The following is a 25,206-nucleotide window of genomic DNA, read 5'->3' as shown; positions in this document are numbered from 1 at the left end:
CAGGCACCGGCTTTTTTTGCACGCAGCGCCGAGACTTACTGCTTGACGCAATCCACGAAGTAATCGCGGCGGCCGTTGACTTCACGCTTGACCAGTCCGTGCACGTCGGTTTCGAAGCCCGGGAATTTCTCGTTGAAATCACGCGCAAACTTCAGGTAATCAACGATGGTCTTGTTGAAGATCTCACCCGGGATCAACAGCGGAATGCCCGGCGGATAGGGGGTCAGCAGGATCGAGGTCACGCGACCTTCCAGTTCGTCCAGGGGGACGCGATCGATTTCGCGGTGGGCCATCTTGGCGAAGGCGTCCGAGGGCTTCATGGCCGGCTGCATGTCCGAGAGATACATCTCGGTAGTCAGGCGGGCCACGTCGTAGGCGCGATAGGTCTCGTGGATCTGCTGGCACAGGTCGCGCAGGCCCAGGCGCTCGTAGCGCGGGTTGCGCTGGGCGAACTCGGGCAGGATGCGCCAGATCGGCTGGTTCTTGTCGTAGTCGTCCTTGAACTGCTGCAGCGCCGTCACCAGAGTGTTCCAGCGGCCCTTGGTGATGCCGATGGTGAACATGATGAAGAAGGAATACAGGCCGCACTTCTCCACGATCACGCCGTGCTCGGCCAGGTACTTGGTCACGATGGAAGCAGGGATGCCGCTCTCGCCGAACTGGCCGTTCAGGGCCAGGCCGGGGGTGACGATGGTGGCCTTGATCGGGTCCAGCATGTTGAAGCCCGGCGCCAGGTTGCCGAAACCGTGCCAGTCGTCCTCGGCCTTGATGACCCAGTCCTCGCGCTCGCCGATGCCGTCAGCGGCAAAGCTGTTGGGTCCCCAGACCTGGAACCACCACTCATCGCCAAATTCCTGGTCGATCTTCTTCATGGCGCGACGGAAGTCCAGCGCCTCCAGGATGCTTTCTTCCACCAGCGCCGTGCCGCCCGGCGCTTCCATCATGGCCGCTGCGACGTCGCAGGAGGCGATGATGGAGTACTGCGGCGAGGTCGAGGTGTGCATCAGGAAGGCTTCGTTGAAGGCGTCTTCATCGAGCTTCACGGTTTCCGATTCGCGCACCAGGATCTGCGAAGCCTGCGACAGGCCAGCCAGCAGCTTGTGAGTCGACTGGGTCGAGAAGATCAGCGACTTCTTGGCACGCGGACGGTCCTTGCCGATGGCGTGCATGTCCTTGTAGAAGTCGTGGAAGGTGGCGTGCGGCAGCCAGGCTTCGTCGAAGTGCAGGGTCTCGATCTCGCCGTCGAGCATGTTCTTCAGGGTCTCGACGTTGTAGACCACGCCGTCGTAGGTCGATTGCGTGATGGTCAGGATGCGCGGCTTCTTGTTCTTGGCTTCGCGGGCGAAGGGGTTGGCTTCGATCTTTTTCTGGATGCTTTCCAGGGTGAACTCTTCCAGCGGGATCGGGCCGATGATGCCCAGGTGGTTACGCGTGGGCATCAGGAACACGGGAATCGCACCGGTCATGATGATGGAGTGCAGGATGGACTTGTGGCAGTTGCGGTCCACCACGACGATGTCGCCGGGGGCGACGGTGGAGTGCCAGACCATCTTGTTGGAGGTCGAGGTGCCGTTGGTGACGAAGTAGCAGTGGTCGGCATTGAAGATGCGCGCCGCATTGCGCTCCGAGTTGGCCACCGGGCCGGTGTGGTCCAGCAGCTGGCCGAGTTCTTCCACGGCGTTGCAGACGTCGGCGCGCAACATGCGTTCGCCGAAGAACTGGTGGAACATTTGGCCCACAGGTGACTTCAGGAAGGCCACGCCGCCGGAGTGACCGGGGCAGTGCCAGGAATAGGAGCCATCCTGGGCGTAATCGACCAGGGCGCGGAAGAAGGGCGGGGCCAGGCCGTCCAGGTAGGACTTGGCTTCACGGATGATGTGCCGGGCCACGAACTCCGGCGTGTCTTCGAACATGTGAATGAAACCGTGCAACTCACGCAGCACATCGTTGGGAATGTGGCGCGAGGTGCGGGTTTCACCGTAGAGATAGATGGGGATGTCGGCGTTTTTATGACGGATTTCGCTGACAAACGCACGCAGGGCCTTCAGGGCGTGGTCGGTCTCTTCATCCGAGCCGGCGCCCATTTCTTCATCGTCGATGGACAGGATGAAGGCCGAGGCGCGCGACTGTTGCTGGGCGAACTGGGCCAGGTCGCCATAGCTGGTCACGCCCAGCACTTCCATGCCTTCGGCTTCGATGGCGTCGGCCAGGGCGCGGATGCCCAGGCCCGAGGTGTTTTCGGAGCGGAAGTCTTCGTCGATGATGACGATGGGGAATCGGAATTTCATGGATTTCTCCAGGCTTTGCGCGCGGGGAGCCGGGTCGGCACACGCGCGCAGGGGGTCAAAAGAAAAGCGCCTGGGCTGGCAGTGCTTGCGCGCCGGAAAAATGAAAGCGGGATTGTCGCAGATATGCGCGCCACGTGTGCGCCAACTGCGCTAAAGAGCTGCGCAGTGTAAGCAAAAAAGGGAAAAAACAACAGCCTGTTGTCGGGCCGGGTCAACGTCTTTGGTATGTCACAAAAGCGTAGTCCAATCCGGAAGTTTCGGACCGGTGGTTCTCGCGCGCCGTCTCCTGCCACAGCGCCTGGTCCAGGGCCGGGAAGAAGGCGTCGCAATCGAAGACTTTCCCGATGCGGGTGATGATGAGGCGGTCCACCAGCGGCAGCGCCTCGGCATAGATCTGCGCCCCGCCGATGATGAAGGCCGGCGCTGCCTGCACCAGTGCGGCGGCTTCCTGCAGGGAGCCGGCCGTCTCCACGCCCGCGTGTTGCCATCCGCCATTGCGGGTGATGACGATGTTGCGCCGGTTGGGCAGCGGGCGACCGATCGATTCGAAGGTCTTGCGGCCCATCAGGATGGCATGCCCGGAGGTGGTGCGCTTGAAATGCGCCAGGTCTTCCGGCAGATGCCAGGGCAGGGTGTTGCGGATACCGATGCCGTTGTTGAGGTCGGTGGCGACGACGATGGTCAGGGAGCCGGAAGCAGTGGTCATGCGCAAATCTGGGTTGGAACGAGGGGAAAGCAGGCCGGCACGGGGCCGGAGGCAGGCGCGACAAAACATAATGTTACAGCAGCCATGCTGCAACACGGAACTTTATGCAGTGCCATCTGCCCTTATATCTGAACTGGCCGGCTGCCCTGAGGGCTAAAGCCGGGTTTGCGGTCGAATGAAGTTTCTTTCATGAAACATTGGCCATTGGGGCCATTCCGGCCGCAAGCATGCCATCCCGATATGAACTAGCGAACAATCCCGGCCACATTTGGGTAAACTAGCGCCTGCCTTCCGGTGCGGCGCTGCTTCCAGTGTCTGCCGGGGCAATCAACCAGAAAACTGCATGTCCGACAAAACAATAATGCTGCTTCACACCACCTCCTGGCCTGGCGAGGGACTTGTTTCCCCGCGCAGTGCCGCACGACGGGCCTGGTGGCGTCGCCTTGCCGCTCCGGCGGCCCTGGCGGGTCTGCTGGCGCTGGCCTTGCCGCAGGCGGCCCTGGCCTTCGATTTCAACACGGTGGCCGCCCGCGCCAAGGCGCTGGCCGGCAAATCCTACAAGAAGCCTGCCGATGACCTGCCCAAGTCGCTCAAGGACCTGAGCTACGAGCAGGCCAGCCGGCTCTACTTCCGCGATGACAAGTCGGTCTGGCGCGCGCAGAAGCTGCCCTTCGAACTGTCCTTCATCCATCTTGGCGCCAGCTATACCGAGCCGGTCAAGATCAATGAAGTGGTGGGCAACGCCGTGCGCGAGATCCATTTCAGTCCGGCCCTCTTCGACTACAGCGCCAATCGCAGCGTCGATCCGCGCACCCTGCGCAATATCGGCTTTGCGGGTTTTCGTATCCGCTTCCCGCTCAACTCGGCCAAGGTCAAGGATGACGTGCTGACCTTCCACGGTGCCAGCTACTTCCGCGCCATGGGGAAAGGGCAGAGCTACGGCCTGTCGGCACGTGGTCTGGCCATCGATACGGCGCTCTATTCGGGCGAGGAATTCCCCCGCTTCACCGAATTCTGGCTGGAGCGCCCGGCCGCCGATGCCAAGGACCTGGTGATCTACGCGCTGCTGGATTCGCCGCGCGCCACCGGCGCCTATCGCTTCGTGTTGAAGCCCGGGGTGGATACGGTCATGGACGTCAAGGCCCAGATCTACCTGCGCAGCAACGTCACCAAGCTGGGCATTGCTCCGCTGACCAGCATGTTCCTCTTCGGCGAGAACCAGCCGGGTCCGGCCGACGACTTCCGTCCGGAAGTGCATGACTCGGACGGCCTGGCCATGCAGTCGGGGACCGGCGAATGGCTGTGGCGTCCGTTGGTGAACCCCAAGCGCCTGCTGGTGACCTCGTTCTCCTTCGACAATCCCCAGGGCTTTGGCCTCATGCAGCGCGACCGCAACTTCTCGCACTACGAAGACCTGGACTACAACTACCAGTCGCGCCCCAGCGCCTGGGTCGAGCCCAAGGGCAAGTGGGGTTCGGGCCGCGTGGAGCTGGTGCAGATCCCCACGCCTGACGAGACCAACGACAACATCGTGGCCTACTGGATCCCCAACACGCTGCCCAAGCCGGGCCAGCCGCTGAACGTGGAATACCGCCTGTCCTGGCAGAAGGACAACGAGAAGCGCCCGCCGCTGGCCTTCGTCACCCAGACCCTGTTCGGCCATGGCTATCGTCCCAAGCAGGACGGCAAGACCGATGAGGTGCAGCAGCTGGCGATTGACTTCGATGGTGGCAATCTCAAGAAGCTGCCCGCCAACGCGCGGGTGGAAGGGGTGGTCGAGGCCGATGCCAATGGCAAGCTGGCCAGCGTGACTACCCGCAAGAATGACGTGACCGGCGGCTGGCGTGTGGAAGTCAAGCTGCGCCGTCTGGAAGAAAACAAGCCTGTCGAGCTGCGCGGTTTCCTGCGCAATGCCAATGGCGGCACAACCTTGTCTGAAACGTGGAGCTACATATTACCCCCCAACTAAGGCAGACTTCGGCAGCCTCGCAGACGCTGGAGGATTACCTCGCGTGCCTGCCGCTGTCGCCTGAACAACGCCAGGACCTGGCCGCGCGGGCGGGTGCAATCGGCTCCGGCGATCCGGTGGTCGACCTGCACCGCGTGCTGGCCGAGGCCAGCGGACGCGACGCCAGCCTGGTGCCGGCCGCGGCGCAAGCCTCGGTCGATGCCCGCCTGCGCCTCATGTATCCCGCCGCCCAGCCGGTTGCGGTGCCGGCCGTGCAAGCTGCGCGGGCCGTGCAGGGCGCCCCGGTTCCACCCATCGGTCAGGAGCGCGGCCAGCCGCGCATTCCGGTCGGGCCGCCTCTGCAGCGCAAGTCCATGGTGCCGCGTCCCTGGGGTGAACTCAATCCGTTCTCGCGTTGGGTGGAAGAAGAAAACCGCCGCCTGGAACGTCGTCCCAGCCGCTGGCGGCGCGCCCGCAAGGGCCGCGCCAAGGTGGTCGAAGCCGCGCCGCCGGTGGATGACGAACCGCGCTACATCGAAGATCACCTGGACCAGTCCGAGGCCCCCGATCCCAAGGGGCACTGGCAGCATACGGGCAACGTGCGCCGTATTACGCTTTTGGTGCTGATGGTGTTGCAGACCTCGATGGCCACCTACTTCATGAGCGACGTGCTGCCCTATCACGGCAGCAAGCCGCTGGAGATGCTGGTGCTGTTCCTGTTCGGGCTGCTGTTCCTCTGGGTCTCGGCCGGGTTCTGGACGGCCATGACGGGTTTCCTGGTCTTGATGCGTGGTGACGACAAGTATCTGATCTCGCATGAGAAGGCCGGCAATACCGAGATTGCACCCGAGGCCCGCACGGCCATCGTCATGCCCATCTGCAACGAGGATGTGGCACGCGTCTTCGCCGGCCTGCGGGCGACCTACGAGTCGCTGGAACGTACCGGGCAGATCCGGCATTTCGATTTCTTCATCTTGAGCGATAGCGGCGAAGCCGATATCTGCGCGGCAGAAACCGCCGCATGGGATCGCCTGTGCCGCCAGACTGGTGGCTTCGGGCGCATCTTCTATCGCCATCGCCGCCGCCGCGTCAAGCGCAAGAGCGGCAACCTGGACGATTTCTGCCGCCGCTGGGGCGCCGCCTATCGCTACATGGTGGTGCTGGACGCCGACAGCGTCATGACCGGCGAATGCCTCACCAAGCTGACCCGCCTGATGGAAGCCCATCCGGGCGCGGGCATCATCCAGACCGCGCCGCGTGCAGCCGGACGCGATACGCTCTATGCGCGCATCCAGCAGTTCTCCACGCGCGTATACGGCCCGTTGTTCACGGCCGGCCTGCATTACTGGCAGCTGGGCGAATCGCACTTCTGGGGCCACAACGCCATCATCCGTCTGCAGCCCTTCATGAAGTATTGCGCGCTGGCGCCGCTGCCGGGCAAGAGCAACCTGTCCGGGCCGATCATGTCGCACGACTTCGTGGAAGCCTCGCTGATGCGGCGCGCCGGCTGGTCGGTGTGGATCGCCTATGACCTGGATGGCAGCTATGAAGAAATGCCGCCCAACCTGCTCGACGAGTTGAGCCGCGACCGCCGTTGGTGCCAGGGCAATCTGATGAACTTCCGCCTGTTCCTGGCGCGCGGCATGCACGTGGTGCATCGCGCCGTGTTCGTCACTGGCGTGATGGCCTATGTGTCGGCGCCGCTGTGGGGCCTGTTCCTGATCCTCTCCACGGTGTTGCTGGCGGCCCATACGCTGATCGATCCGCAATATTTCACGGCGCCCCGCCAGTTGTTCCCGATCTGGCCCGAGTGGCATCCGGAAAAGGCCCTGGCGCTGGTGTCGGCTACGGCCACCATCCTGTTCCTGCCCAAGATCCTGGCCGTGCTGCTGTTTGCGGTGAAGGGCGCACGCGGTTTCGGTGGCGCGCTGGCCTTGTTCGTGAGCATGCTGATCGAACTGCTGTTCTCGATGGCGCTGGCCCCGGTGCGCATGCTGTTCCATACGCGCTTCGTGCTGGGGGCCTTCCTCGGCTGGAATGCCGGCTGGAAGTCGCCGCCGCGGGCCGACAATGAAACCGGCTGGGGCGAGGCGGTGCGCCGCCATGGCTGGCATTCGGTGCTGGGCGTGGCCTGGGGTGCGCTGGTGTACTGGCTCAATCCCTCCTTCATCTGGTGGCTCATCCCGATTGCCGGTTCGCTGGCCGTTTCGGTGCCGGTGTCGGTGCTGTCTTCGCGGGTAACTTATGGTCGTGGTTTCCGCCGTGCCGGTCTGTTCAAGATCCCGGAAGAGACCTCGCCGCCGCTGGAACTGCGCGAGACCGTGCGCCATCACGAACAGACGCCGCCCTTGCCGGGCTTCGTCGAGGCCGTGGTCGATCCGTCGTTCAATGCGCTGGTGTGCGCCACCGCGCATGCGCACCCGCAGGTGCCGGCACTGACGCAGCACCTGCGCGAGAAGCTGGTGCGTAGTGCGCTCAAGGATGGACCGGACGCGCTCAACGACAAGCAGAAGAACAGCATCCTGGAAGAGCCGGGCCTGCTGTCGCAACTGCACCAGGCGGTCTGGAGCGGTGCTGCCGAGGTTCATCCCGACTGGCACGCGGCCCGCCAGCAGGCCGTACCCGCCAGCGCCATCGAAGCACCGGTACTGGCCGCCTGAGGGGGCGCGCCAGCACCGCAACAGGGACGGCCGAAGACATTCGGCCGTCATGTTTTGCAGGGATCATCACGCCTTGTTGAATCCGACTTGAACGCTTGCCGCCAGTGACATGACCGAGCCGCACGAACCACTTCCACATATTATTCCGACCACCCATGCGCCTGCGCGGCAGAAAGCCTGGTGGAGCGGTATCGCCCTGGCGCTGGTGCTGGGCGGCGGCTATGCGCTGTATTCCCGCCAGGCGCCGCCACCGCCGCCGCCCAAGCCGATTCCGGTGAAGCTGGAGACGGTCGCGGTAGAGCGCGCCGACCTGGAACAGGTGGTCAACGCCACCGGCAATGTGGTGGCTCAGGATTACGTGGATGTCGGCTCCAAGGTGGCCGGACAGATCTCGGATGTGGAAGTGGTGATCGGTGAGTCGGTCAAAGCCGGGCGCCTGCTGGCCACCGTGGCGCCGGCCGTGCAGAACAGCCGCATCGAAAGCAACCGTGCCACCCTGGCGCGCCTGAAGGCCGAACTGGCCGGACAGAACGCCCAGCTCGACTTTGCCCAGTTGCAGTTCCAGCGCCAGACCCAGCTCAAGGCCGAGAACGCCACCCGCGAAGAATCCTATGAATCCAGCCGCATGAACATGTATGCGGCGGCGTCCCGCGTGGACGCCACCAACGCCCAGATCCAGCAGACCGAAGCGGCCATCCGTGAAGATGAGGCGGTGCAGAAGCAGACCCGCATCGAAGCCCCCGCCGGCGGTACCATCGTCACCCTCAATGCACGTCCCGGCCAGATGGTCAGCGCCAACCAGGAAGTGCTCATGCGCATCGCCGATCTCTCGCGCATGACGGTGCAGGTGCCGGTCGCGGAAGAGGACGTGACGCGCCTGCAAAAGGGCATGACGGCGTATTTCACCACGCCCGGCTACCCCGGCAAGCGCTGGAGCGGCAAGCTGCGCCAGATCATGCTGCTGCCCACCGATGACTCCGGACGCCAGGGCAAGAAGGCGTATTACACCGTGCTCTTCGACGTGGCCAATCCCAGCCGCGAACTGATGAGCGGCATGAGTGCCGACGTGTATTTCGTGCTGGCGCGCGCCGAGCATGTGCCGACCATTCCGCGTTCCCTGGTGACCAAGCCAGGCATGGACGGCACCCAGAGTGTCAAGGTGGTGGCGCCCGATGGCACGCTGGAGACGCGCAAGATCAAGATCGGCATTCGCGATGGCGAACGCGCCCAGGTACTGTCGGGGTTGAAGGAGGGCGAGCAGGTGCTGCTGCCGGCCAATCCGCCGGCGCTTGCCAAGTAGTCGCGCACGGCCGGCAGGGCTTGCTGTACAGTAACGGCTGCCCGGGCGGCCCGGTTTCTCCGTTTTCCGTTTTTCGACGTTCAAGGCCATGACATTGCGTAGTTCACTGCTGCTGACTTCTTTCCCGTTGCCCCGCTTGACGCGGGTGGCGATGGCCGTCGCGCTGGTCCTGGCCATCGGTGGCTGCGTCACGCGGGACGTGCAGCCCGATCCCATCCTGGAAATGCAGGTGCCCGACCAGTGGGGCGGCGGCGTCTCCGCCGACGTCGCCCACGCCGAGCAGCTGTGGCCCGATAGCGACTGGTGGAAGCAGTTTGGCAGCAGTGAATTGTCCGCGCTGGTGCAGGAAGGCCAGCGCAACAATTATGAAATCGCCGCCGCCTTCTCGCGCGTCAAGCAGGCCGAGGCACAGGCCCGCATCGCCGGGGCGCCACTGTTGCCCAACGTGGCACTGAACGCGGGTGCCAGCCGCGAGATGCCCATTTCCGGCGGCACACCGACCAACACCGCCAATGCCAGCCTGCAGGTCAGCTACGAAATCGATTTCTGGGGCAAGAACCGTGCGGGCGTCGAAGCCGCTGAAGCCACCTTGCGTGCCAATCGTTACGATCGCGAGACGGTGGCCCTGACCGTCACCAGCGGCATCGTCTCCACCTATCTGCAGGTGCTGTCATTGCGCGACCGGCTGGAGATCGCGCGCCAGAACGTCAACAATGCCGAGCGCGTGTTACGCCTGGTGGAGGCGCAAAGCCGCGCCGGCTCAGCTTCGCCATTGGACCTGGCGCGCCAGCGTTCGGCCCTGGCCAACCAGCGCCAGTTGATTCCCGACCTGCAGCAGCAGGAACAGGATGCGCAGACCGCGCTGGCCATCCTCTTGGGCCGTCCGCCGCAGAATTTCAAGGTCGAGGAAAAGGGTCTGGCGCGCATCCAGATGCCGCGCATCTCGGCCGGCCTGCCTTCCGAACTGCTGACCCGCCGCCCCGACATCCGCCGCGCCGAGGCCAATCTGGCGGCCGCCAATGCCAATGTGGCGGTAGCACGGGCCGCGCTCTTCCCCAGTATTTCGCTCACCGGTTCCACCGGCGCGCAGAGCAATGCCTTGCTGTCGCTCTTCAATGGTCCCAATCTGTTTGCCAATCTCGGTACCAGCCTGATCGCGCCGATCTTCGATGGCGGCAACCTGCGCAACCAGCAGGCGCTGGCCGAAGCGCAGAAGGAAGAGCTGGTGCAGGTCTACCGGCAGCGCGTCATTACCTCGTTGTCGGAAGTGGAAAAGGCGCTGGGCGCCATTCGCAGCCTGGAAGAGCGCTATCGCCTGAAAATCAATGAAGTGGACCAGGCGCGCTTCGCCTTCGAACTGGCCGAGATCCGCTACCGCGCCGGTGCCGAAGACCTGCTGGTGGTACTCGATACCCAGCGCACCCTGTCCGAAGCCCAGAACCAGCTCGGCCAGATCAAGCTGCAGCGCCTGCAGGCCACGGTCTCGCTGTACAAGGCGCTGGGCGGCGGCTGGCAGGACAAGCAGGTTCCGGACGACACCGTCACCCGCACCGACACCGTTTCCTGAACACGGGCAGGCTCAGGCCTGCGCCCGCCACTCCTGCACCAGCAGATGCACCAGTTCCCCCACCGTATAACCATCCCGGATCAGCGCCGCGCCCTGGCCGGCCCAGTGGGCGCCGAACTCGTGCACGTCCCTGGCGCTGGCCAGGGCATGCAGTTGCTTGGCGGCGTCGTAGGCGGCGGGGTAGGCGGGGAGGCGGTTTGCAGTCGATATGTCGATTTCTTCCATGAAACGGTTGACGATGCCCCGTGCGCGGCGGCCCGAGATCGCTGCCGTCACGCGGGTGTGGTGGGCACGTGAACTTTTCAGCAAATTCCTGTAGGCGGCATTGGCCCCCGATTCGCGGGTGAGCAGGAAGGCCGTCCCCAACTGCACTGCCTGTGCCCCCAGTTGCAGGGCCGCGGCGATGCCGGCGCCGTCCATGATGCCGCCAGCGGCGATCACCGGCAGTCGGCAGTGCGTGGACAGCAGGCGTACCAGGGCGAAGGTGCCGATTTCTTCATCCTTGTGTTCATCGAAGATGCCGCGATGGCCGCCGGCCTCGATACCTTGCGCGACGATGGCATCGACGCCCGCCGCTTCGATCAGGCGCGCCTCCTCCAGGCTGGTGGCGGTGGCCATGAGGAAGACGCCTGCATTCTTGAGCGCCTGGATCACGCCCGCCTGCGGCAGACCGAAGTGGAAGCTCACCACTGCCGGGGGCAGTTCCAGCACCAACTGCTGCATCTCGGTATCGACGACGAAGCTGCGGTAGATCTCCTTGAGCGGCAGCTTGATGCTGCCGCCGAATTCGTCCAGATGCCCTTGCAGATGCGCGATCCAGGCCGCATCGCGCGCCCCGTCCAGCACCGCCGGCTGATGACAGAAAAAATTGACGTTGAAGGGTTTGTCGGTCAGGGCATGCAGTTGCGCCAGTGCTTCGCGCGCCTGCGTCACCGAGCAAGCGCCCAGCGCCAGCGAACCGAGCGCACCGGCATTGGAGGCCGCAGCGGCCATGGTGACGGTGGAGGTGCCCGCCATGGGCGCCTGGATGATGGGATGGGCCAGGCCCAGTCGTTGCAGCAGCGCAGTGGACATGCGAACTCCCGAAGCGCAGGCCGGCGCCGATGCGATGCCGTGGCCTGCCGAAGTGGATCAGACCGCCATGGGCGCGGTCAGCGGGGCGTGGTGCTGGTAGTTGACCAGCGAGAAGTCGCTTGGCTCGACCCGTTCCAGCCATTGCGGGGCGTACTCGCGGGTCCTGGCGAATTCCGGCACGCGCTCGGCGATGGCCAGTTGCGGCAGCGGGTAGGGCTCGCGCGTCAACTGCTCCTTGACCATGTCGATATGGTTTTCGTAGATGTGCGCATCACCCACGAAGTAGCTGAACCAGCGCGGCTGGTAGCCGGTCAGGCGTGCCACCAGATGCAGCAGCGCCGCCCCCTCGGCCAGGTTGAAGGGCGTGCCCAGGCCGATATCGTTGCTGCGCACGTACAGGCAGAGCGAGATTTCGCCGGTGCTCTGGTTGGGCAGGAACTGGTACAGCAGATGGCAGGCGGGCAGGGCGATTTCGTCGAGCACCGCGCAGTTCCAGCCGTGGAAAAGGATGCGGCGGCTGCCGGGATTCTTGACGATGGTGTCCAGGCATTCGCGCAACTGGTCCACGGCCTTGTAGAGCAGGACTTTTTCCACGCCGTTGTCCTGCAGCGAGGAGACGATGGCAAAGCCCTTGGCGCGGGCCGCGTCGATCTGCGCGGTGTGCGCGGCGTCGATCAGCTTGTAGGCCGGCCATTCTCGCCATTGCACGCCATACACCGGACCCAGATCATCGGTGCCGGTACGGAAGGGATTGGCCAGCCAGTCGGCGTTTTCGTTGGCGTTCTGGTCCCAGACCTTGCAGCCGAGAGCACGAAAATCGGCCGCGCTGCGGGTGGCGCGCAGGAAGCCGCACAGTTCGCCCACCACCGACTTGAAGGCCAGGCGCTTGGTGGTCACCGCCGGAAAACCCTTCTGCAGGTCGAAGCGCATCATGGCGCCGGGAATGCTCAAGGTGCGGATGCCGGTGCGGTTGTCTTGCCAGGAGCCGTTCTCTAGCACGTCCTGGATGAGGTCTTGGTATTGTTTCATTGCAATGCTCGGGAGGCTGGCCGGGTGGCCAAAAGATGAAGGATTGTAGCGTATCGACCGCCCGAACACCCGATGCCGGACCAGCTTGTCATTGCAGCAAGATGAAGAAAAACACCGGAGACGCTGCTCCGTCCCGGTGCTCCCCGCAAGGCCGGGCCTGTTTCAGAATCCGACGTTCTGCCCGCCCTTGAGTTGCAGCATGTCACGCGCTTCGTCCGGCGTGGCCACCTGCAAGGACAGCGCCTCGATCACGGTACGGATACGACGCACTTGATCGGCATTGCTTTTGGCCAGCTGGCCGGGGCCATCCCACAGGGAATCTTCCAGCCCCACGCGGGTGTGTCCGCCCATGGCGGCGGCCATGGTGGCAATCGGGATCTGGCCGCGTCCGGCCCCCAGCACCGACCAGAAATAGGCATCGCCGAAGAGACGGTCGGCGGTGCGCTTCATGTGCATGACATCTTCCACATCGTTGCCGATACCGCCGCGCAGGCCGAATACCGACTGGATCAGGAAGGGCGGCTTGATCAGGCCGCGGTCGATGAAGTGCGCGGCCGTGTAGAGGTGGCCGATGTCATAGCACTCGATCTCGAAGCGGGTCTGGTTGGCGCTGCAGGACTCGAGGATGTAGGCGATGTCCTTGAAGGTATTGCGGAAGATGCGGTCGTCCGAGCCGGCCAGGTAGGGTTGTTCCCAGTCGTACTTGAAATCCTTGAAGCGGTTCAGCATTTCATACAGGCCGAAGTTCATCGAGCCCATGTTCAGGGAAGCCACTTCCGGTTTCAGTTGCAGCGCCGGTTGCAGCCGTTCTTCCACCCCCATGGTCGGCGCGCCGCCGGTGGTGAGGTTGATGACCACGTTGGAGGCGGCCTTGATCTGCGGCAGAAATTTGCGGAAGGCGTCCGGATCCTGGGTCGGCTTGCCGTTGTGCGGGTCGCGCGCATGCAGGTGCACGATGGCCGCGCCCGCCTCGGCGGCAGCCAGGGCTTCATCGCGGATCTGCTCGGGCGTCACCGGCAGGTAGGGCGACATCGAAGGCGTATGGATGGCGCCGGTGACGGCGCAGGTGATGATGACTTTGCGAGGCTGGGCCATGGGACGTGCTCCTGGAGAGGACAAAGAAAAGGGGAAGGGCGCTAGGCCAGCGTTTCGACGTTGCCGCACACCGACAGGCTCTGGCCGCTGATGGCAGCACCGGCGGGCGAGCAGAGGAAAAGGATCTGGTTGGCGATGTCCTGGGCGCTGACCATGCGCCGCAGCGAGACCTTGGAAAGCAAGCGTGTGCGCATTTCTTCATGTTCGATGCCATAGGCCGCCGCCTTGGCGGCCACGATGCGCTCCTGTCGCGGCCCTTCGACGATGCCCGGCAAGACGGCGTTGACACGGATGTTGGAGGGGCCCAGTTCGATGGCCCAGGTCTCGGTCAGGCCGATGACGCCATACTTGGATGCCGAATAGGGCGTGCGCAAGGCAAAGCCCAGCCGACCGGCCACCGAGGAAATATTGATGATGGCGCCGCCGCCGTTTTTCTTCAGCATGGGTACGGCGCGCCGGGTGCAGAGGAAGGGGCCGGTCAGGTTGATGGCGATGGTCTGGTCCCATTGCGCCGCATCGATGTCTTCCACCGGCAGCGTGGGACCGGCAATGCCGGCATTGTTGACCAGGACGTCCAGTCTTCCGTCCCAGCGCGTGGCCAGGTTGGCGAACATGGCATCGACCTGCGCCGGACTGGCCACGTCGGTACGGCTGAAACTCACCGCAGCGCCTGCCAGTCGGGCACGTGCATCGGCCAGGAAAGCCTCATCGATATCGCAGACGTGCACTTGCGCGCCTGCTTTGATGAACGTTTCAGTAATTGCGAGGCCGATGCCCTGGGCACCGGCGGTGACGATGACGTGATGGTCCTGCAGGTTCAGATCCATGGTTTGGTCTCCTGGGGGGGATCCGGCCCCGATGCCAGCGTGGGCTGGTCTTGTCGTAGTGGGGAAAGGCCGGTGCGAACGACTGTAGTGGAGCCGCGCAGGAGCGTCAACGGCAGCATTCTGACCCGGGATTTCCCTTGAAACCGCCCGATCCGGCCGCCACAGCCCACGGGTAGCGGGCTCTGGCACAGCGGCCTGGGCCATGGCTGGGGTGGAGCATGAACAGATTGCGCGACAGGGAAAAACTTTCATCAATGCGCGAGGGGAGGAGGGGCGGGAAGGGTGGCTGCGGCACTGCATCAAATTTCGCGGAGAGGGGCGGGGCTGTTGGTACAATGCCCACTTTCTGCCACTTCCCCTCTCTCTACAGGCTTATGGATATCCTTCTGTTCCTGGTCGATTTCATCCTCCACATCGACCGTCACCTGGCCGAACTGGCCGTTTCCTATGGTCCCTGGTTATTCCTGATCCTGTTCCTGATCATCTTTTGCGAAACCGGTCTGGTGGTCACGCCCATTCTGCCCGGCGACTCGTTGCTTTTCGTCACCGGCGCCCTGGCCGCTACCGGCGCCTATGACATTCACCTGATGCTGCTGACCCTGATCGTGGCCGCCATCCTGGGCGACAGCACCAACTACCAGATTGGCAAGATGCTGGGTATCAAGGTGTTCGACAAGCCCAACTCGCGCATCTTCAAGAAGGAATACCTGGACAAGACCCATGCCTTCTTCGAGAAGCACGGCGGCAAGGCCATCATCATCGCCCGCTTCGCCCCCATCGTGCGCACCTTCGCACCCTTCGTGGCGGGCGTGGGCGCGATGACTTACAAGCGCTTCTTCCTCTACAACGTCATCGGTGGCATCGCCTGGGTGGCCAGCTTCGGCTATGCCGGCTACTTCTTCGGCAACCTGCCCATCGTCAAGAAGAACCTGAGCCTGTTGATCGTGGCCATCGTGATCCTGTCGATCCTGCCGGGGATCATCGAGTACTTGCGCCAACGGCGTCGTCCGGGCTGATCGCCTCTCGACGCGAAGCCAGCAAAAAACTGCCGTTCAGCCTGAAGGCTGAACGGCAGTTTTTCTTTCAGGCGCTGCTTGTGAGGCCCTGGTCCTGTTTGCCGCCGTATTGCACATCCGGCCGCAACGGTGTCTTGCTGGACGCCGCCCGCACGTATTGCGGCGGCCAGGCCACGTCTTCGCGCAATTGCTGAGCGGCATGCAGCGGCCAGTAGGGATCGCGCAGCAGTTCGCGCGCCAGCAGCACCAGGTCGGCCTGGCCGGTCCGCAGCACGTGCTCGGCCTGGAAGGCGTCGGTAATCATGCCGACCGTGCCGGTGGCGATGCCGGTCTGGTTTTTCACGCGCGCCGCAAAGCCGGTCTGGTAACCGGGGCCGACCGGAATGGCCGCCGAGGGCAGGTTGCCGCCCGTGGACACATCCACCAGGTCCACCCCCATTTCCCGCAGGCGGGCCGAGAGGGCCACTGTATCGTCGGCGCCCCAGCCGCCCTCGGTCCAGTCGGTGGCCGACAGGCGCACCAGCAGGGGCAGTTCGGCGGGCCAGACGGCGCGGGTCGCCTGCACCGTTTCCAGCAGGAAGCGGATGCGGTTCTCGAAGCTGCCGCCGTACTGGTCGGTGCGGTGATTGCTCAGGGGCGAGAGGAACTGATGGCCCAGGTAGCCGTGCGCGCCATGCAGTTCGATTACCTTGAAACCGGCTGCCAGGGCGCGACGGGCGGCCTCGGCGAAGGCTTGCACCAGTGCGGCAATTTCCGCCGTACTCATGGCATGCGGTTCGGTATAGGTGGTGTCGAAGGCCAGGGCCGAGGGCGCCTGCGGCAGCCAGCCTCCCTTGGCCTCCGGCACACTGGCCGCCGGGCCATCCCAGGGACGCAGGGCACTGGCCTTGCGGCCCGCATGCGCCAGCTGGATACCGGGCACGGCACCCTGCTGCTCGATGAAGCGGGTGAGACGGCGCAGGGGCGCGACGTGCTCATCCTTCCAGATACCGAGATCGGCGCTGGTGATGCGGCCTTCCGGAACCACCGCCGTGGCCTCCATGATGACCAGGCCGGCCCCGCCCACGGCACGGCTGCCCAGGTGCACCAGGTGCCAGTCGTTGACGAAGCCGTCCTCGGCCGAATACTGGCACATCGGGGAGACGGCGATGCGGTTGGGCAAGGTGACCCCGCGCAGGGTCAGCGGCGAAAACAATAGACTGCTCATGCAAGAACTCCTGTCATGTCATGGCATCGGGAAGATGCCGAGATGCGCAGTCTAGGGGATTTCTTCAAATTGCGTCGGCGGCCCCCGCCGTATGCCTTATTGCGTCTCGAACTGCAATGCCGCCAGGCTGGCATAGAGGCCATCGCGGGCCACCAGTTCGGCATGGGTGCCGGTCTCGACGATGCGACCGTGTTCCAGCACGATGATGCGGTCGGCCCGCTGCACGGTGGCCAGGCGGTGCGCGATGACCAGCGTGGTGCGGCCGACCATGGCCGCTTCCAGGGCGCTTTGCACCAGGCGCTCGGATTCGGCATCCAGGGCGCTGGTGGCTTCGTCCAGCAACAGCAGCGGCGGGTTCTTCAGCAGCGCGCGGGCGATGGCGATGCGCTGGCGCTGGCCACCGGAAAGGCGCACGCCGCGCTCGCCCAGGAAGCACTGATAGCCCTCCGGCAGGCGTTCGATGAATTCATGCGCAGCGGCCATGCGGGCGGCCGCGATCACTTCTGCATCGCTGGCATCGGGGCGACCGAAGCGGATGTTTTCCATGGCATTGGCCGAGAAGATCACGGTGTCCTGCGGCACGATGCCGATCGCCTTGCGCAGGTCCTGGAGTGTCAGGTAGCGGATGTCCACGCCCTCCAGCCGGATACTGCCGTGCTGCGGATCGTAGAAACGCAGCAGCAACTGGAACAGCGTGGTCTTGCCGGCCCCCGAGGGACCGACCACGGCCACCGTCTCTCCCGCACGCACATCCAGCGAGAAGCCGGACAGTGATGCGCTGCCGGGGCGCGAGGGATAGTGGAAGTCCAGGTCTTCGATCTTCAGGGCCGCGCCGTTGGCGGTGCGGGGTGGCAGTTGTTCCGGCAGCAGTACGGACTGTACCGGCGACTGCGCCGCCAGCAGGTCGAGCAGGCGTTCGGTGGCGCCGGCGGCGCGCTGGGTGTCGCCCATCACTTCCGAGAGGGCGCCCAGCGAACCGGCCACCAGGGATGCGTACAGAATGAACTGGCCCAGCTCGCCGCCGGTCATGCGGCCCTGCATGACCGCGTGCGCGCCCAGCCACAGCACGAAGACGATGGCACCGAAGACCAGCAGGATGGCCACGACGGTGAGCAGCGAGCGGGCGCGGATGCGGTCCATTGCTGTCTGGAAGGCACGCTCGACGGAATCGCCGAAGCGGCGCGCCTCGATCTCTTCATGCGTGAAGGCTTGCACGGTCGGCATGGCGTTGAGGATTTCACCGGCCATGGCGGCGGCATCGGCCACGCGGTCTTGCGAGGCGCGCGAGAGCTTGCGCACGCGGCGCCCGTAGAAGACGATGGGCAGCACCACGGCCGCCAGCATGACGATGATGATGGAGGTCAGCTTGGCGCTGGTGATGAAGAGCATGCTCATGCCGCCCAGGAACAGCAGGGCATTGCGCAGGGCCATCGAAATGCTGGTGCCGACCAGGGCCTGGATGAGCGTGGTATCGGTGGTCAGGCGCGAGAGGACTTCGCCGCTCTTGGTGGTTTCGAAGAATTCGGGACTCTGCGTCACTACGTGGGCATAGACCGCGCTGCGCAGGTCGGCGGTGACCCGCTCGCCCAGCCAGGACACCATGTAGAACCGTGCCGCCGTGGCCACCCCCAGCACGCAGGCCACGCCGAACAGGGCCAGGAAGTACAGGTTGATGTGGCTGGCGCTCTTGCTGCCGGCCGCGCCAAAGCCGAGGTCGATCATCTGCTTGAAGGCATAGGGTACGGCCAGTGTGGCTGCGGCCGCCACCAGCAGCGCCAGGCCGGCCAGCAGGAACTGCTTCTGGTAAGGCGCGAGAAAGGGGAGCAGTCCGCGCAGTGCGGCCAGCGCGGATTTGCGGGCGGTGGGAGAATCCGAGGCTGGCGTGGCGTCGGTGGCAGGGGAGTCGATGCGGGAAGGAGTCGTGGAGGACATGGACATGGATGAGCTGTTGAGGCTGCCGGGCCAATCGTTGCGTGCATGTTGCCGCACGGCCAGAGTCGCCGGTCAACGCCGGGAAAAACTGCTGGCTGCGTTGAACCAACCGGGCTTGCCTTAATCGGAAGAGGCATAAGTATAGACAGTCCGTGCAGACATCGCGCAGCTTGTCTCACAACGCGATGTTGTTCGTCAGCCATTGCTTGCCTGCCTTGCCCTGCTACAGTATGCGGATTCGAGCGCGATCAGCTCGACCGGCGCAGCGCAGCAGCAGGCATCCGCATCATCCCAACCCCATGACAGGCAAGGAGATTCGCTTGGCCCAACCCGCACTGATCCCCTCCCGCCGGGAGGCCGCGCCAGCAGAGCGCACATCACATGATGAACTGCTGGCCGGGCTCACCGCCGCCGAGGCGGCCATCTCACCCAAATATTTCTATGATGCGCTGGGCAGCAAGCTCTTCGAAGCCATCTGTGCTCTGCCCGAGTATTACCCCACCCGTACCGAAGCCGCCATCTTCGCCGCCCATCAGCAGGCCATGGCGCAGGCCATCGGCAAGGGCTGTACCTTGATCGACCTGGGCGCCGGCAATTGCGCCAAGGCCGCCGCGCTGTTCGAGGCCTTGCAGCCGCAACAATATGTGCCGGTGGATATCTCCACCGATTTCCTGCACCAGTCGGTGGCCGGCTTGCAGGAGCGCTTCCCGCAACTGCCCATGTTGCCGCTGGGGATGGATTTCTCCGCCACGCTGGCACTGCCGGAAACGGTGCGACAGCAACGCCGCCTGTTCTTCTATCCCGGTTCCTCGCTGGGCAACTTCGATCCACGCCAGGCGCTAGACTTCCTGCGCCGGGTACGTGCGGCCTTGCCGCCCGGTGCCAGCGATGGCGGCATTCTCATCGGGCTGGATCTGGTCAAGGATGCGCGCGTGCTGGAAGCGGCCTATGACGATGCCATCGGTGTGACAGCGGCATTCAACCTGAACCTGCTCAACCATGTGAACGGCTTGATCGGGGCTGACTTCAGCCCCCGCGACTGGCGCCACGTGGCCTTCTACAACGGCCGCCAGCAGCGCATCGAAATGCACCTCGAAGCGCGGCGCGACCTGATCGTGCGCTGGCCGGGCGGACGCCGCACCTTCCATCAGGGCGAGCGCATCCATACTGAATACAGCCACAAGTTCACCGAGCAGGACATCCTGGGCCTGCTGGAAGAAGCCGGATTCGGCAATTGCCGCCTGTGGTTTGACCAGCGGCGCTGGTTCGCGGTCTGCCATGCGCAGGCGCGCTAGGCGGCGCTGGCCCATATTGATTCAATGATTCTTGCAGGAGACCGGATGCCTTCCGTCATTACCCAGGACACCACCACGCAAGGCGAAGACGACCAGGCCGTCGTCACTGCCGCCACCGCTGCCACCATCGATGCCGTCATCGACGCTGCCGTCCAGCACCTCCATCAACGCCCGCGCGAGCGCCTGGGCGACCGTTACCGGCGCCTGCGCCGGCAGTCCCTGCTCATCGCCGAACCGCTCTCGGCCGAGGATTGCTGCGTGCAGGCCATGCCGGATGCCAGCCCCGTCAAGTGGCACCTGGCCCACACCACCTGGTTCTTCGAAACCTTCCTGCTGGAGCGTTTCCAGAGCGGCTTTACGCCCTTCCATCCGCAGTTCCGCGTGCTCTTCAATTCCTACTACGAGGGCGTGGGCGAGAAGTTTCCGCGTCCGCAGCGCGGGTTGCTCACGCGGCCCGCGTTGGAGGAGGTGCTGGCCTATCGCGAGCAGGTCGATGCACGCATGCTGCTGCTCATCGATGCCCTGGAGTCGGAACCCGGCGAAGCGGGCAGCGCGCATCCGCAACTGTCGGGTTTCCTTGCGCTGCTGGAATTGGGTATGCAGCACGAGCAGCAGCATCAGGAGCTGATGCTCACCGACATCAAGTTCCTGCTGTCGATGAACCCGCTGCAACCGGCCTATCAACCCCTGCCGATGAACCTGCAGCTGGACGACCCGGCCGAGCTGGCGCTGCGCTGGCATCGCATCGAGGCCGGTATCGTCGAGATCGGTCATGCCGGTGGCGGCTTTTGCTTCGACAACGAGACGCCGCGCCATCGCCAGTTCGTCGAGCCCTACCAGTGCGCTTCGCGGCTGGTGAACAATGCCGAATACCTGGCCTTCGTTGAGGCGGGCGGTTATGACGATGCCGCACTGTGGTTGTCCGAGGGATGGGAATGGAAGCGGCAGGCTGGCTTGTCGCATCCCCTGTACTGGCGCCGCGGCGCCGACGGCCAGTGGCGCGAATTCACCGAGTATGGCGTACAGCCCTTGCAGCCGCATCGGGCTGCCGTGCATCTCTCGTATTACGAGGCCGATGCCTATGCCCGCTGGGCTCAGGCCCGTCTGTTGACCGAGGCCGAGTGGGAACATGCAGCCGCGCGGCTGCATGGGCGCGGACGTGAATTTTTTGGCGTGGCCTGGCAGTGGACCAGCAGCAGCTATGGGCCTTACCCCGGCTTCACCGCCGCACCGGGTGCGGTAGGTGAATACAATGGCAAATTCATGGTCAACCAGTACGTGCTGCGTGGGTCATCTTCGGCCACGCCGCTGAACCATGCACGGTTGACCTATCGCAATTTCTTCCCGGCCAGCGCACGCTGGCAGGTCAGCGGCATACGCCTGGCCCGCCAGGGCTGATGGCCTTGCTTGCGTCTTCAAGCCGCCACCAGGGCCGCAGCCGGCCCTGGTGGCGGTACCGACTTTGACCTCTCAGAAGGTTTCCCACTCTTCCGATTTGTCTTCCTTGCTGGTGGCCGGAAGCGCGCGTGGTGCCGGCGCGGCAGCCGCGGCGCGGACTGCGGGCGGCTTGGTGGCAGCAGGCTTGCCGGGCAGGGCCGTCGTCGATGCCGGTGTCGCCGTGCGCAACGGTGCGGCGCGCACCACGGGAGCCGGTGCGGGTGCCGTGCCCAGGTCATCGAGACGGAACACGCTCACCAGTTCCAGCAGTCGCTGCGCCTGATCCTGCAAGGCCTGCGCGGCGGCGGCGGCTTCCTCCACCAGCGCGGCATTCTGCTGGGTAGTGTTGTCCATCTGCATGATGGCCTGGTTGACCTGCTCGATGCCATCGCTCTGCTCGCGCGTGGCGGCCGAGATTTCCCCGACGATGTGGCTGACCTGCTCGATGCTGTGGACCACCTCATCCATGGTGCTGCCGGCCTGTGCCACCAGTTCAGTGCCGGCCGTGACCTGGCCGACGGAATCATTGATGAGTTCCTTGATTTCCTTGGCGGCGGTGGCCGAACGCTGGGCCAGGCCGCGCACTTCCGACGCCACCACCGCGAAGCCGCGGCCCTGTTCCCCTGCGCGTGCTGCCTCCACGGCGGCATTCAGCGCCAGGATGTTGGTCTGGAAGGCAATGCCGTCGATGACCGAGATGATGTCCACGATCTTGCGCGAGGAATCATTGATGGCGCCCATGGTCTGCACCACCTGCTTGACGGTCTGGCCGCCCTGGTTGGCCACTTGCGTGGCGTTGCCGGCCAGCTCGCTGGACTTGCGGGTGTGGTCGGCATTCTGTTTGACGCTGGAGGTCAGCTGTTCCAGCGAGGAGGCGGTTTCTTCCAGGGCGCTGGCCTGCTCCTCGGTGCGCGAGGACAGGTCCAGGTTGCCGCTGGCGATCTGGGTCGAGGCGGTGACCATGGAGTCGGTACCGCGCCGCACCTCCTGCACGATGGCCTTGAGCTTCTGGTTCATGGCCGCCAGCGCCTGCAGCAGTCGGCCGGTTTCATCGTTGGAGTGGGCGGCGATGACGGCGGTCAGATCCCCCGCCGCCACGGTCTCGGCCACTTCCACGGCACGGCTGAGCGGACGGGTGATGCTGCGCGAGATGGTCCAGGCGATGAAGGCGGCGAACAGCGCCGAGAGGAGGCCGGAGACCAGCATGATCGTACGCGTGGAGCTGTAGATGGCTTCGGCATCGGCAACCGACTGATCCATCAGTTTCTGCTGCATGTCCGAGAGCGCATCGAGATGGCCGAAATAGAGTTTCTGCAGCGGCATCATCTGCTCCAGCATGAGCTTGATGGCGGCATCCTTCTCGCCACTGTTGTAGAGGCGGTCGATCTCCTTGCGCAGGGCGGCGTAGCTCTTGCGCGTTTCCGTGACCTTTTCGAACTTGGCGCGGGCCTCCGCATTGACGATCAGGCTGCCCAGTTCATCGTAGAGCTTGGTGTTTTCCGCTGACAGGCGCTCGATGGTTTGTTGCTCTTTGGCAATTTGCGCCGGATCGCTCATGAGCAACTGGTTGCGCAGCGAGATGGCCAGATCGTCGACTCTGCCGGAAATGTTGTTGATGATGTCGATCTTCTTGTAGCGGTCATTGACCACCAGGTCCAGCGCCTGGTTGATGTTGCTCAAGCGGGCCAGGCCCAGCGTGACGATGGCGGCGATCACCAGGATCAGTACCGAGAACGCGAGTGTGAGTCGTATGGAAATGCTGAGATTGTTGAAGCGCATGATTTTCCCCCCGAAAAATGTGGATGCGGCTTGCTGATGAGAGATGTCACACGTGGCATGTGACTTTTAACTGGTATGACGACCAGGAAGCAATAATAAGCCAGTTACGTACATTGAGAACGTTTGGCACACGTAAATTCTGCGAACTTGTCCGGCGTCAGGGAAAACGAGGATCAGCGCAGATTGCCGCGCATCAACGTGGCGGCCGTGCAACGGCGTCAGACGGCAAGAGGGCGGGGGAGGGGGATGCAACAACGCCGCCCGGTAGGGCGGCGTCGCGTTCAGAAAGCGGCCGGGATCGCCGGCCGGATTCCGTTTCAGGCAGCCTTGGCCTGTGCGGAGCCAGCCTGGTTGGCGCTCTCGCTGATGGCGATCTGGCGGTTCACGGCAGACAGCACGGCCTTGAAGGAGGCAGTCACGATGTTGGCGTCGATGCCCACACCGAATCCGGTCGGGGCTTCGTTCAGGCGCAGCTCGATATAGCTGGCGGCCTTGGCGTCGGCGCCGGCACCGATGGCGTGTTCATGGAAGTCCATCAACTTGATGTCCAGGCCCAGCGCATGCACGAAGGCATCGATGGGACCATTGCCGCTGCCGCGCACGGTGACCGGCTGACCATTGCGTACGATGTCAACTTCGATGTTGATGGATTCGGCCTTGGAGCTGTCTTCGGACATGCGGTGCGCACGGTAGACATAGGGCTCTACGCGCTCCAGGTATTCACGCTGGAAGATGGCGTGGATATCGGAGGCGGCGATTTCCTTGCCGGTGGCATCGGCCTCGCGCTGGATGGCGCGCGAGAACTCGATCTGCAAGCGGCGCGGCAGGGCCAGGCCATATTCCTGTTCCAGCAGGTAGGCCATGCCGCCCTTGCCGGACTGGCTGTTGACGCGGATGACGGCATCGTAGCTGCGGCCCAGGTCGGCCGGGTCGATCGGCAGATAGGGTACTTCCCAGATGGCATCGGGCTGCTGCTTGGCGAAGCCCTTCTTGATCGCGTCCTGATGCGAGCCGGAGAAGGCCGTGAAGACCAGATCGCCGACATACGGGTGGCGCGGGTGAACGGGGATCTGGTTGCATTCTTCCACCACCTGGCGCACCACGTCGATATCGGAGAAGTCCAGGCCCGGGTTCACGCCCTGGGTGTACAGGTTCAATGCCAGCGTGACCAGGTCGACGTTGCCGGTGCGCTCGCCGTTGCCGAACAGGCAGCCCTCGACGCGGTCGGCGCCGGCCATCACGGCCAGCTCGGCCGAGGCCACGGCGGTGCCGCGATCATTGTGCGGGTGCACCGAGATGATGGCGCTGTCGCGGTGCTTCAGGTTGCGGCACATCCATTCGATCTGGTCGGCGTAGACGTTGGGGGTGGCGCACTCGACGGTGGAGGGCAGGTTCAGGATGATCTTGCGCTGCGGCGTGGCACCCCAGGTTTCGCAGACGGCATCGCAGATGTCCTTGGAGAAATCCAGCTCGGTGGTGCTGAAGGATTCCGGCGAATACTCGAAACGCCATTCGGTGCCCGGGCGCGCATCGGTCAGTTCCTTGACCAGGCGGGTGCCGGTGACGGCGATGTTCTTGATCTCCTCGCGCGACATGTTGAAGACGATCTTGCGGAAGGCCGGGGCCACCGAGTTGTACAGGTGGACGATGGCCTTCTTGGCGCCTTCCAGCGATTCGACGGTGCGGCGGATCAGTTCTTCGCGCGACTGGGTCAGCACGATGATGGTGACGTCATCGGGGATGCGGTTCTCGACGATGAGCTTGCGCACGAAATCGAAATCGGTCTGCGAGGCGGAGGGGAAGCCGACTTCGATTTCCTTGAGGCCAGTCTTCAACAGCAGTTCGAAGAAGCGCAGCTTGCGCTCGGCGTTCATCGGTTCGATCAGGGCCTGGTTGCCATCGCGCAGATCGGTGCTCATCCAGATCGGCGGAGTGTCGATGACCTTGCCGGGCCAGGTGCGGTCGGGCAGGTCGATGGCAGGGAAGGGACGGTATTTGGCGGCGGGGTTGCTTAACATCATGATGGACCTCTTGGTTTCCGGATGG

At 64.2% G+C, this 25,206-nt stretch carries 17 protein-coding genes; 7 read left to right on the top strand and 10 right to left on the bottom strand.

Going from position 1 to position 25,206, the window contains the following annotated elements; genetic code table 11:
- Positions 1 to 35 precede the first annotated feature (35 nt).
- Both HWE01_RS00325 and HWE01_RS00320 read right to left on the bottom strand, forming a co-directional pair.
- Positions 36 to 2,288 carry an arginine/lysine/ornithine decarboxylase gene (locus HWE01_RS00325; protein ID WP_008331174.1) on the bottom strand — a complete coding sequence of 751 codons (2,253 nt, stop codon included), beginning with the start codon at positions 2,286 to 2,288 and terminating at the stop codon, positions 36 to 38.
- A 211-nt stretch (positions 2,289 to 2,499) separates the two neighbouring features.
- The gene (locus HWE01_RS00320; protein ID WP_175343298.1) at positions 2,500 to 2,994 is read right to left on the bottom strand and encodes a dihydrofolate reductase; all 495 of its coding nucleotides are present in this window, start codon (positions 2,992 to 2,994) and stop codon (positions 2,500 to 2,502) included.
- 343 nt (positions 2,995 to 3,337) lie between these two features.
- Here HWE01_RS00320 and HWE01_RS00315 point away from each other — a divergent pair, with 343 nt between their 5' ends.
- From HWE01_RS00315 to HWE01_RS00300, 4 genes are all read left to right on the top strand, one after another.
- On the top strand, positions 3,338 to 4,963 hold the full coding sequence (locus tag HWE01_RS00315) for a glucan biosynthesis protein G (RefSeq protein WP_008331171.1): 1,626 nt from the start codon (positions 3,338 to 3,340) through the stop codon (positions 4,961 to 4,963).
- A complete protein-coding gene (mdoH, locus tag HWE01_RS00310; RefSeq protein ID WP_241820799.1) occupies positions 4,936 to 7,602 on the top strand; it encodes a glucans biosynthesis glucosyltransferase MdoH in 2,667 nt (888 codons plus the stop codon). Before HWE01_RS00315 ends, mdoH begins: the two co-directional genes overlap by 28 nt.
- Positions 7,603 to 7,711: 109 nt before the next feature.
- Entirely contained in the window at positions 7,712 to 8,902 is a 1,191-nt protein-coding gene (locus HWE01_RS00305; RefSeq protein ID WP_008331166.1) for an efflux RND transporter periplasmic adaptor subunit, read from the top strand.
- Between the two features lie 88 nt (positions 8,903 to 8,990).
- Positions 8,991 to 10,469, top strand: coding sequence for an efflux transporter outer membrane subunit (locus tag HWE01_RS00300; RefSeq protein ID WP_241820798.1), 1,479 nt, complete (start codon positions 8,991 to 8,993; stop codon positions 10,467 to 10,469).
- Between the two features lie 12 nt (positions 10,470 to 10,481).
- On the opposite strand, the gene HWE01_RS00295 is transcribed toward HWE01_RS00300, so the two are convergent.
- From HWE01_RS00295 to HWE01_RS00280, 4 genes are all read right to left on the bottom strand, one after another.
- Entirely contained in the window at positions 10,482 to 11,543 is a 1,062-nt protein-coding gene (locus tag HWE01_RS00295) for an NAD(P)H-dependent flavin oxidoreductase (RefSeq protein ID WP_241820797.1), read from the bottom strand.
- Positions 11,544 to 11,600: 57 nt separating this feature from the next.
- Complete coding sequence (locus HWE01_RS00290) at positions 11,601 to 12,572, bottom strand: thymidylate synthase (protein WP_241820796.1); 972 nt, start codon at positions 12,570 to 12,572, stop codon at positions 11,601 to 11,603.
- A gap of 162 nt (positions 12,573 to 12,734) precedes the next feature.
- Entirely contained in the window at positions 12,735 to 13,667 is a 933-nt protein-coding gene (kce, locus tag HWE01_RS00285; protein WP_175343302.1) for a 3,5-dioxohexanoate:acetyl-CoA acetone transferase, read from the bottom strand.
- A gap of 41 nt (positions 13,668 to 13,708) precedes the next feature.
- Positions 13,709 to 14,494 carry an SDR family oxidoreductase gene (locus HWE01_RS00280; RefSeq protein WP_241820795.1) on the bottom strand — a complete coding sequence of 262 codons (786 nt, stop codon included), beginning with the start codon at positions 14,492 to 14,494 and terminating at the stop codon, positions 13,709 to 13,711.
- A 374-nt stretch (positions 14,495 to 14,868) separates the two neighbouring features.
- On the opposite strand from HWE01_RS00280, the gene HWE01_RS00275 reads away from it, so the two are divergent.
- The gene (locus HWE01_RS00275; RefSeq protein WP_241820794.1) at positions 14,869 to 15,510 is read left to right on the top strand and encodes a DedA family protein; all 642 of its coding nucleotides are present in this window, start codon (positions 14,869 to 14,871) and stop codon (positions 15,508 to 15,510) included.
- A gap of 67 nt (positions 15,511 to 15,577) precedes the next feature.
- Here the strand turns inward: HWE01_RS00275 and HWE01_RS00270 are convergent, their stop codons facing one another.
- Both HWE01_RS00270 and HWE01_RS00265 read right to left on the bottom strand, forming a co-directional pair.
- Positions 15,578 to 16,717 carry an NADH:flavin oxidoreductase/NADH oxidase gene (locus HWE01_RS00270; protein ID WP_241820793.1) on the bottom strand — a complete coding sequence of 380 codons (1,140 nt, stop codon included), beginning with the start codon at positions 16,715 to 16,717 and terminating at the stop codon, positions 15,578 to 15,580.
- A gap of 96 nt (positions 16,718 to 16,813) precedes the next feature.
- On the bottom strand, positions 16,814 to 18,655 hold the full coding sequence (locus tag HWE01_RS00265) for an ABC transporter transmembrane domain-containing protein (protein ID WP_241820792.1): 1,842 nt from the start codon (positions 18,653 to 18,655) through the stop codon (positions 16,814 to 16,816).
- A gap of 314 nt (positions 18,656 to 18,969) precedes the next feature.
- Here HWE01_RS00265 and egtD point away from each other — a divergent pair, with 314 nt between their 5' ends.
- Positions 18,970 to 19,944 (top strand): L-histidine N(alpha)-methyltransferase, encoded by a 975-nt coding sequence (gene egtD / locus HWE01_RS00260; protein ID WP_241820791.1) that lies wholly within the window; start codon positions 18,970 to 18,972, stop codon positions 19,942 to 19,944.
- Positions 19,945 to 19,989: 45 nt separating this feature from the next.
- Positions 19,990 to 21,342, top strand: coding sequence for an ergothioneine biosynthesis protein EgtB (gene egtB, locus HWE01_RS00255; protein WP_008331146.1), 1,353 nt, complete (start codon positions 19,990 to 19,992; stop codon positions 21,340 to 21,342).
- A 72-nt stretch (positions 21,343 to 21,414) separates the two neighbouring features.
- Here egtB and HWE01_RS00250 read toward each other — a convergent pair whose 3' ends face one another.
- Entirely contained in the window at positions 21,415 to 23,160 is a 1,746-nt protein-coding gene (locus HWE01_RS00250; RefSeq protein ID WP_241820790.1) for a methyl-accepting chemotaxis protein, read from the bottom strand.
- 317 nt (positions 23,161 to 23,477) lie between these two features.
- A complete protein-coding gene (gene leuA, locus HWE01_RS00245; RefSeq protein ID WP_008331142.1) occupies positions 23,478 to 25,181 on the bottom strand; it encodes a 2-isopropylmalate synthase in 1,704 nt (567 codons plus the stop codon).
- Positions 25,182 to 25,206 lie beyond the last annotated feature (25 nt).

It is taken from the genome of Herbaspirillum sp. C7C8 (assembly GCF_022627875.1).
Lineage (GTDB): Bacteria > Pseudomonadota > Gammaproteobacteria > Burkholderiales > Burkholderiaceae_D > Herbaspirillum.
The sequence above is the reverse complement of the archived record's forward strand: the minus strand, read 5'-3'. Positions and strand labels throughout refer to the sequence as shown.

Excerpts from the sequence above, each read along its gene's own strand:
- HWE01_RS00295 (WP_241820797.1), bottom strand. The coding sequence starts at position 11,543 with ATGTCCACTGCGCTGCTGCAACGACTGGGCCTGGCCCATCCCATCATC.
- HWE01_RS00315 (WP_008331171.1), top strand. The coding sequence starts at position 3,338 with ATGTCCGACAAAACAATAATGCTGCTTCACACCACCTCCTGGCCTGGC.
- HWE01_RS00305 (WP_008331166.1), top strand. The coding sequence starts at position 7,712 with ATGACCGAGCCGCACGAACCACTTCCACATATTATTCCGACCACCCAT.
- HWE01_RS00270 (WP_241820793.1), bottom strand. The coding sequence starts at position 16,717 with ATGAGCAGTCTATTGTTTTCGCCGCTGACCCTGCGCGGGGTCACCTTG.
- kce (WP_175343302.1), bottom strand. The coding sequence starts at position 13,667 with ATGGCCCAGCCTCGCAAAGTCATCATCACCTGCGCCGTCACCGGCGCC.
- HWE01_RS00325 (WP_008331174.1), bottom strand. The coding sequence starts at position 2,288 with ATGAAATTCCGATTCCCCATCGTCATCATCGACGAAGACTTCCGCTCC.
- HWE01_RS00265 (WP_241820792.1), bottom strand. The coding sequence starts at position 18,655 with ATGTCCATGTCCTCCACGACTCCTTCCCGCATCGACTCCCCTGCCACC.
- HWE01_RS00320 (WP_175343298.1), bottom strand. The coding sequence starts at position 2,994 with ATGACCACTGCTTCCGGCTCCCTGACCATCGTCGTCGCCACCGACCTC.
- HWE01_RS00290 (WP_241820796.1), bottom strand. The coding sequence starts at position 12,572 with ATGAAACAATACCAAGACCTCATCCAGGACGTGCTAGAGAACGGCTCC.
- egtB (WP_008331146.1), top strand. The coding sequence starts at position 19,990 with ATGCCTTCCGTCATTACCCAGGACACCACCACGCAAGGCGAAGACGAC.
- leuA (WP_008331142.1), bottom strand. The coding sequence starts at position 25,181 with ATGATGTTAAGCAACCCCGCCGCCAAATACCGTCCCTTCCCTGCCATC.
- HWE01_RS00275 (WP_241820794.1), top strand. The coding sequence starts at position 14,869 with ATGGATATCCTTCTGTTCCTGGTCGATTTCATCCTCCACATCGACCGT.
- HWE01_RS00280 (WP_241820795.1), bottom strand. The coding sequence starts at position 14,494 with ATGGATCTGAACCTGCAGGACCATCACGTCATCGTCACCGCCGGTGCC.
- HWE01_RS00300 (WP_241820798.1), top strand. The coding sequence starts at position 8,991 with ATGACATTGCGTAGTTCACTGCTGCTGACTTCTTTCCCGTTGCCCCGC.
- HWE01_RS00250 (WP_241820790.1), bottom strand. The coding sequence starts at position 23,160 with ATGCGCTTCAACAATCTCAGCATTTCCATACGACTCACACTCGCGTTC.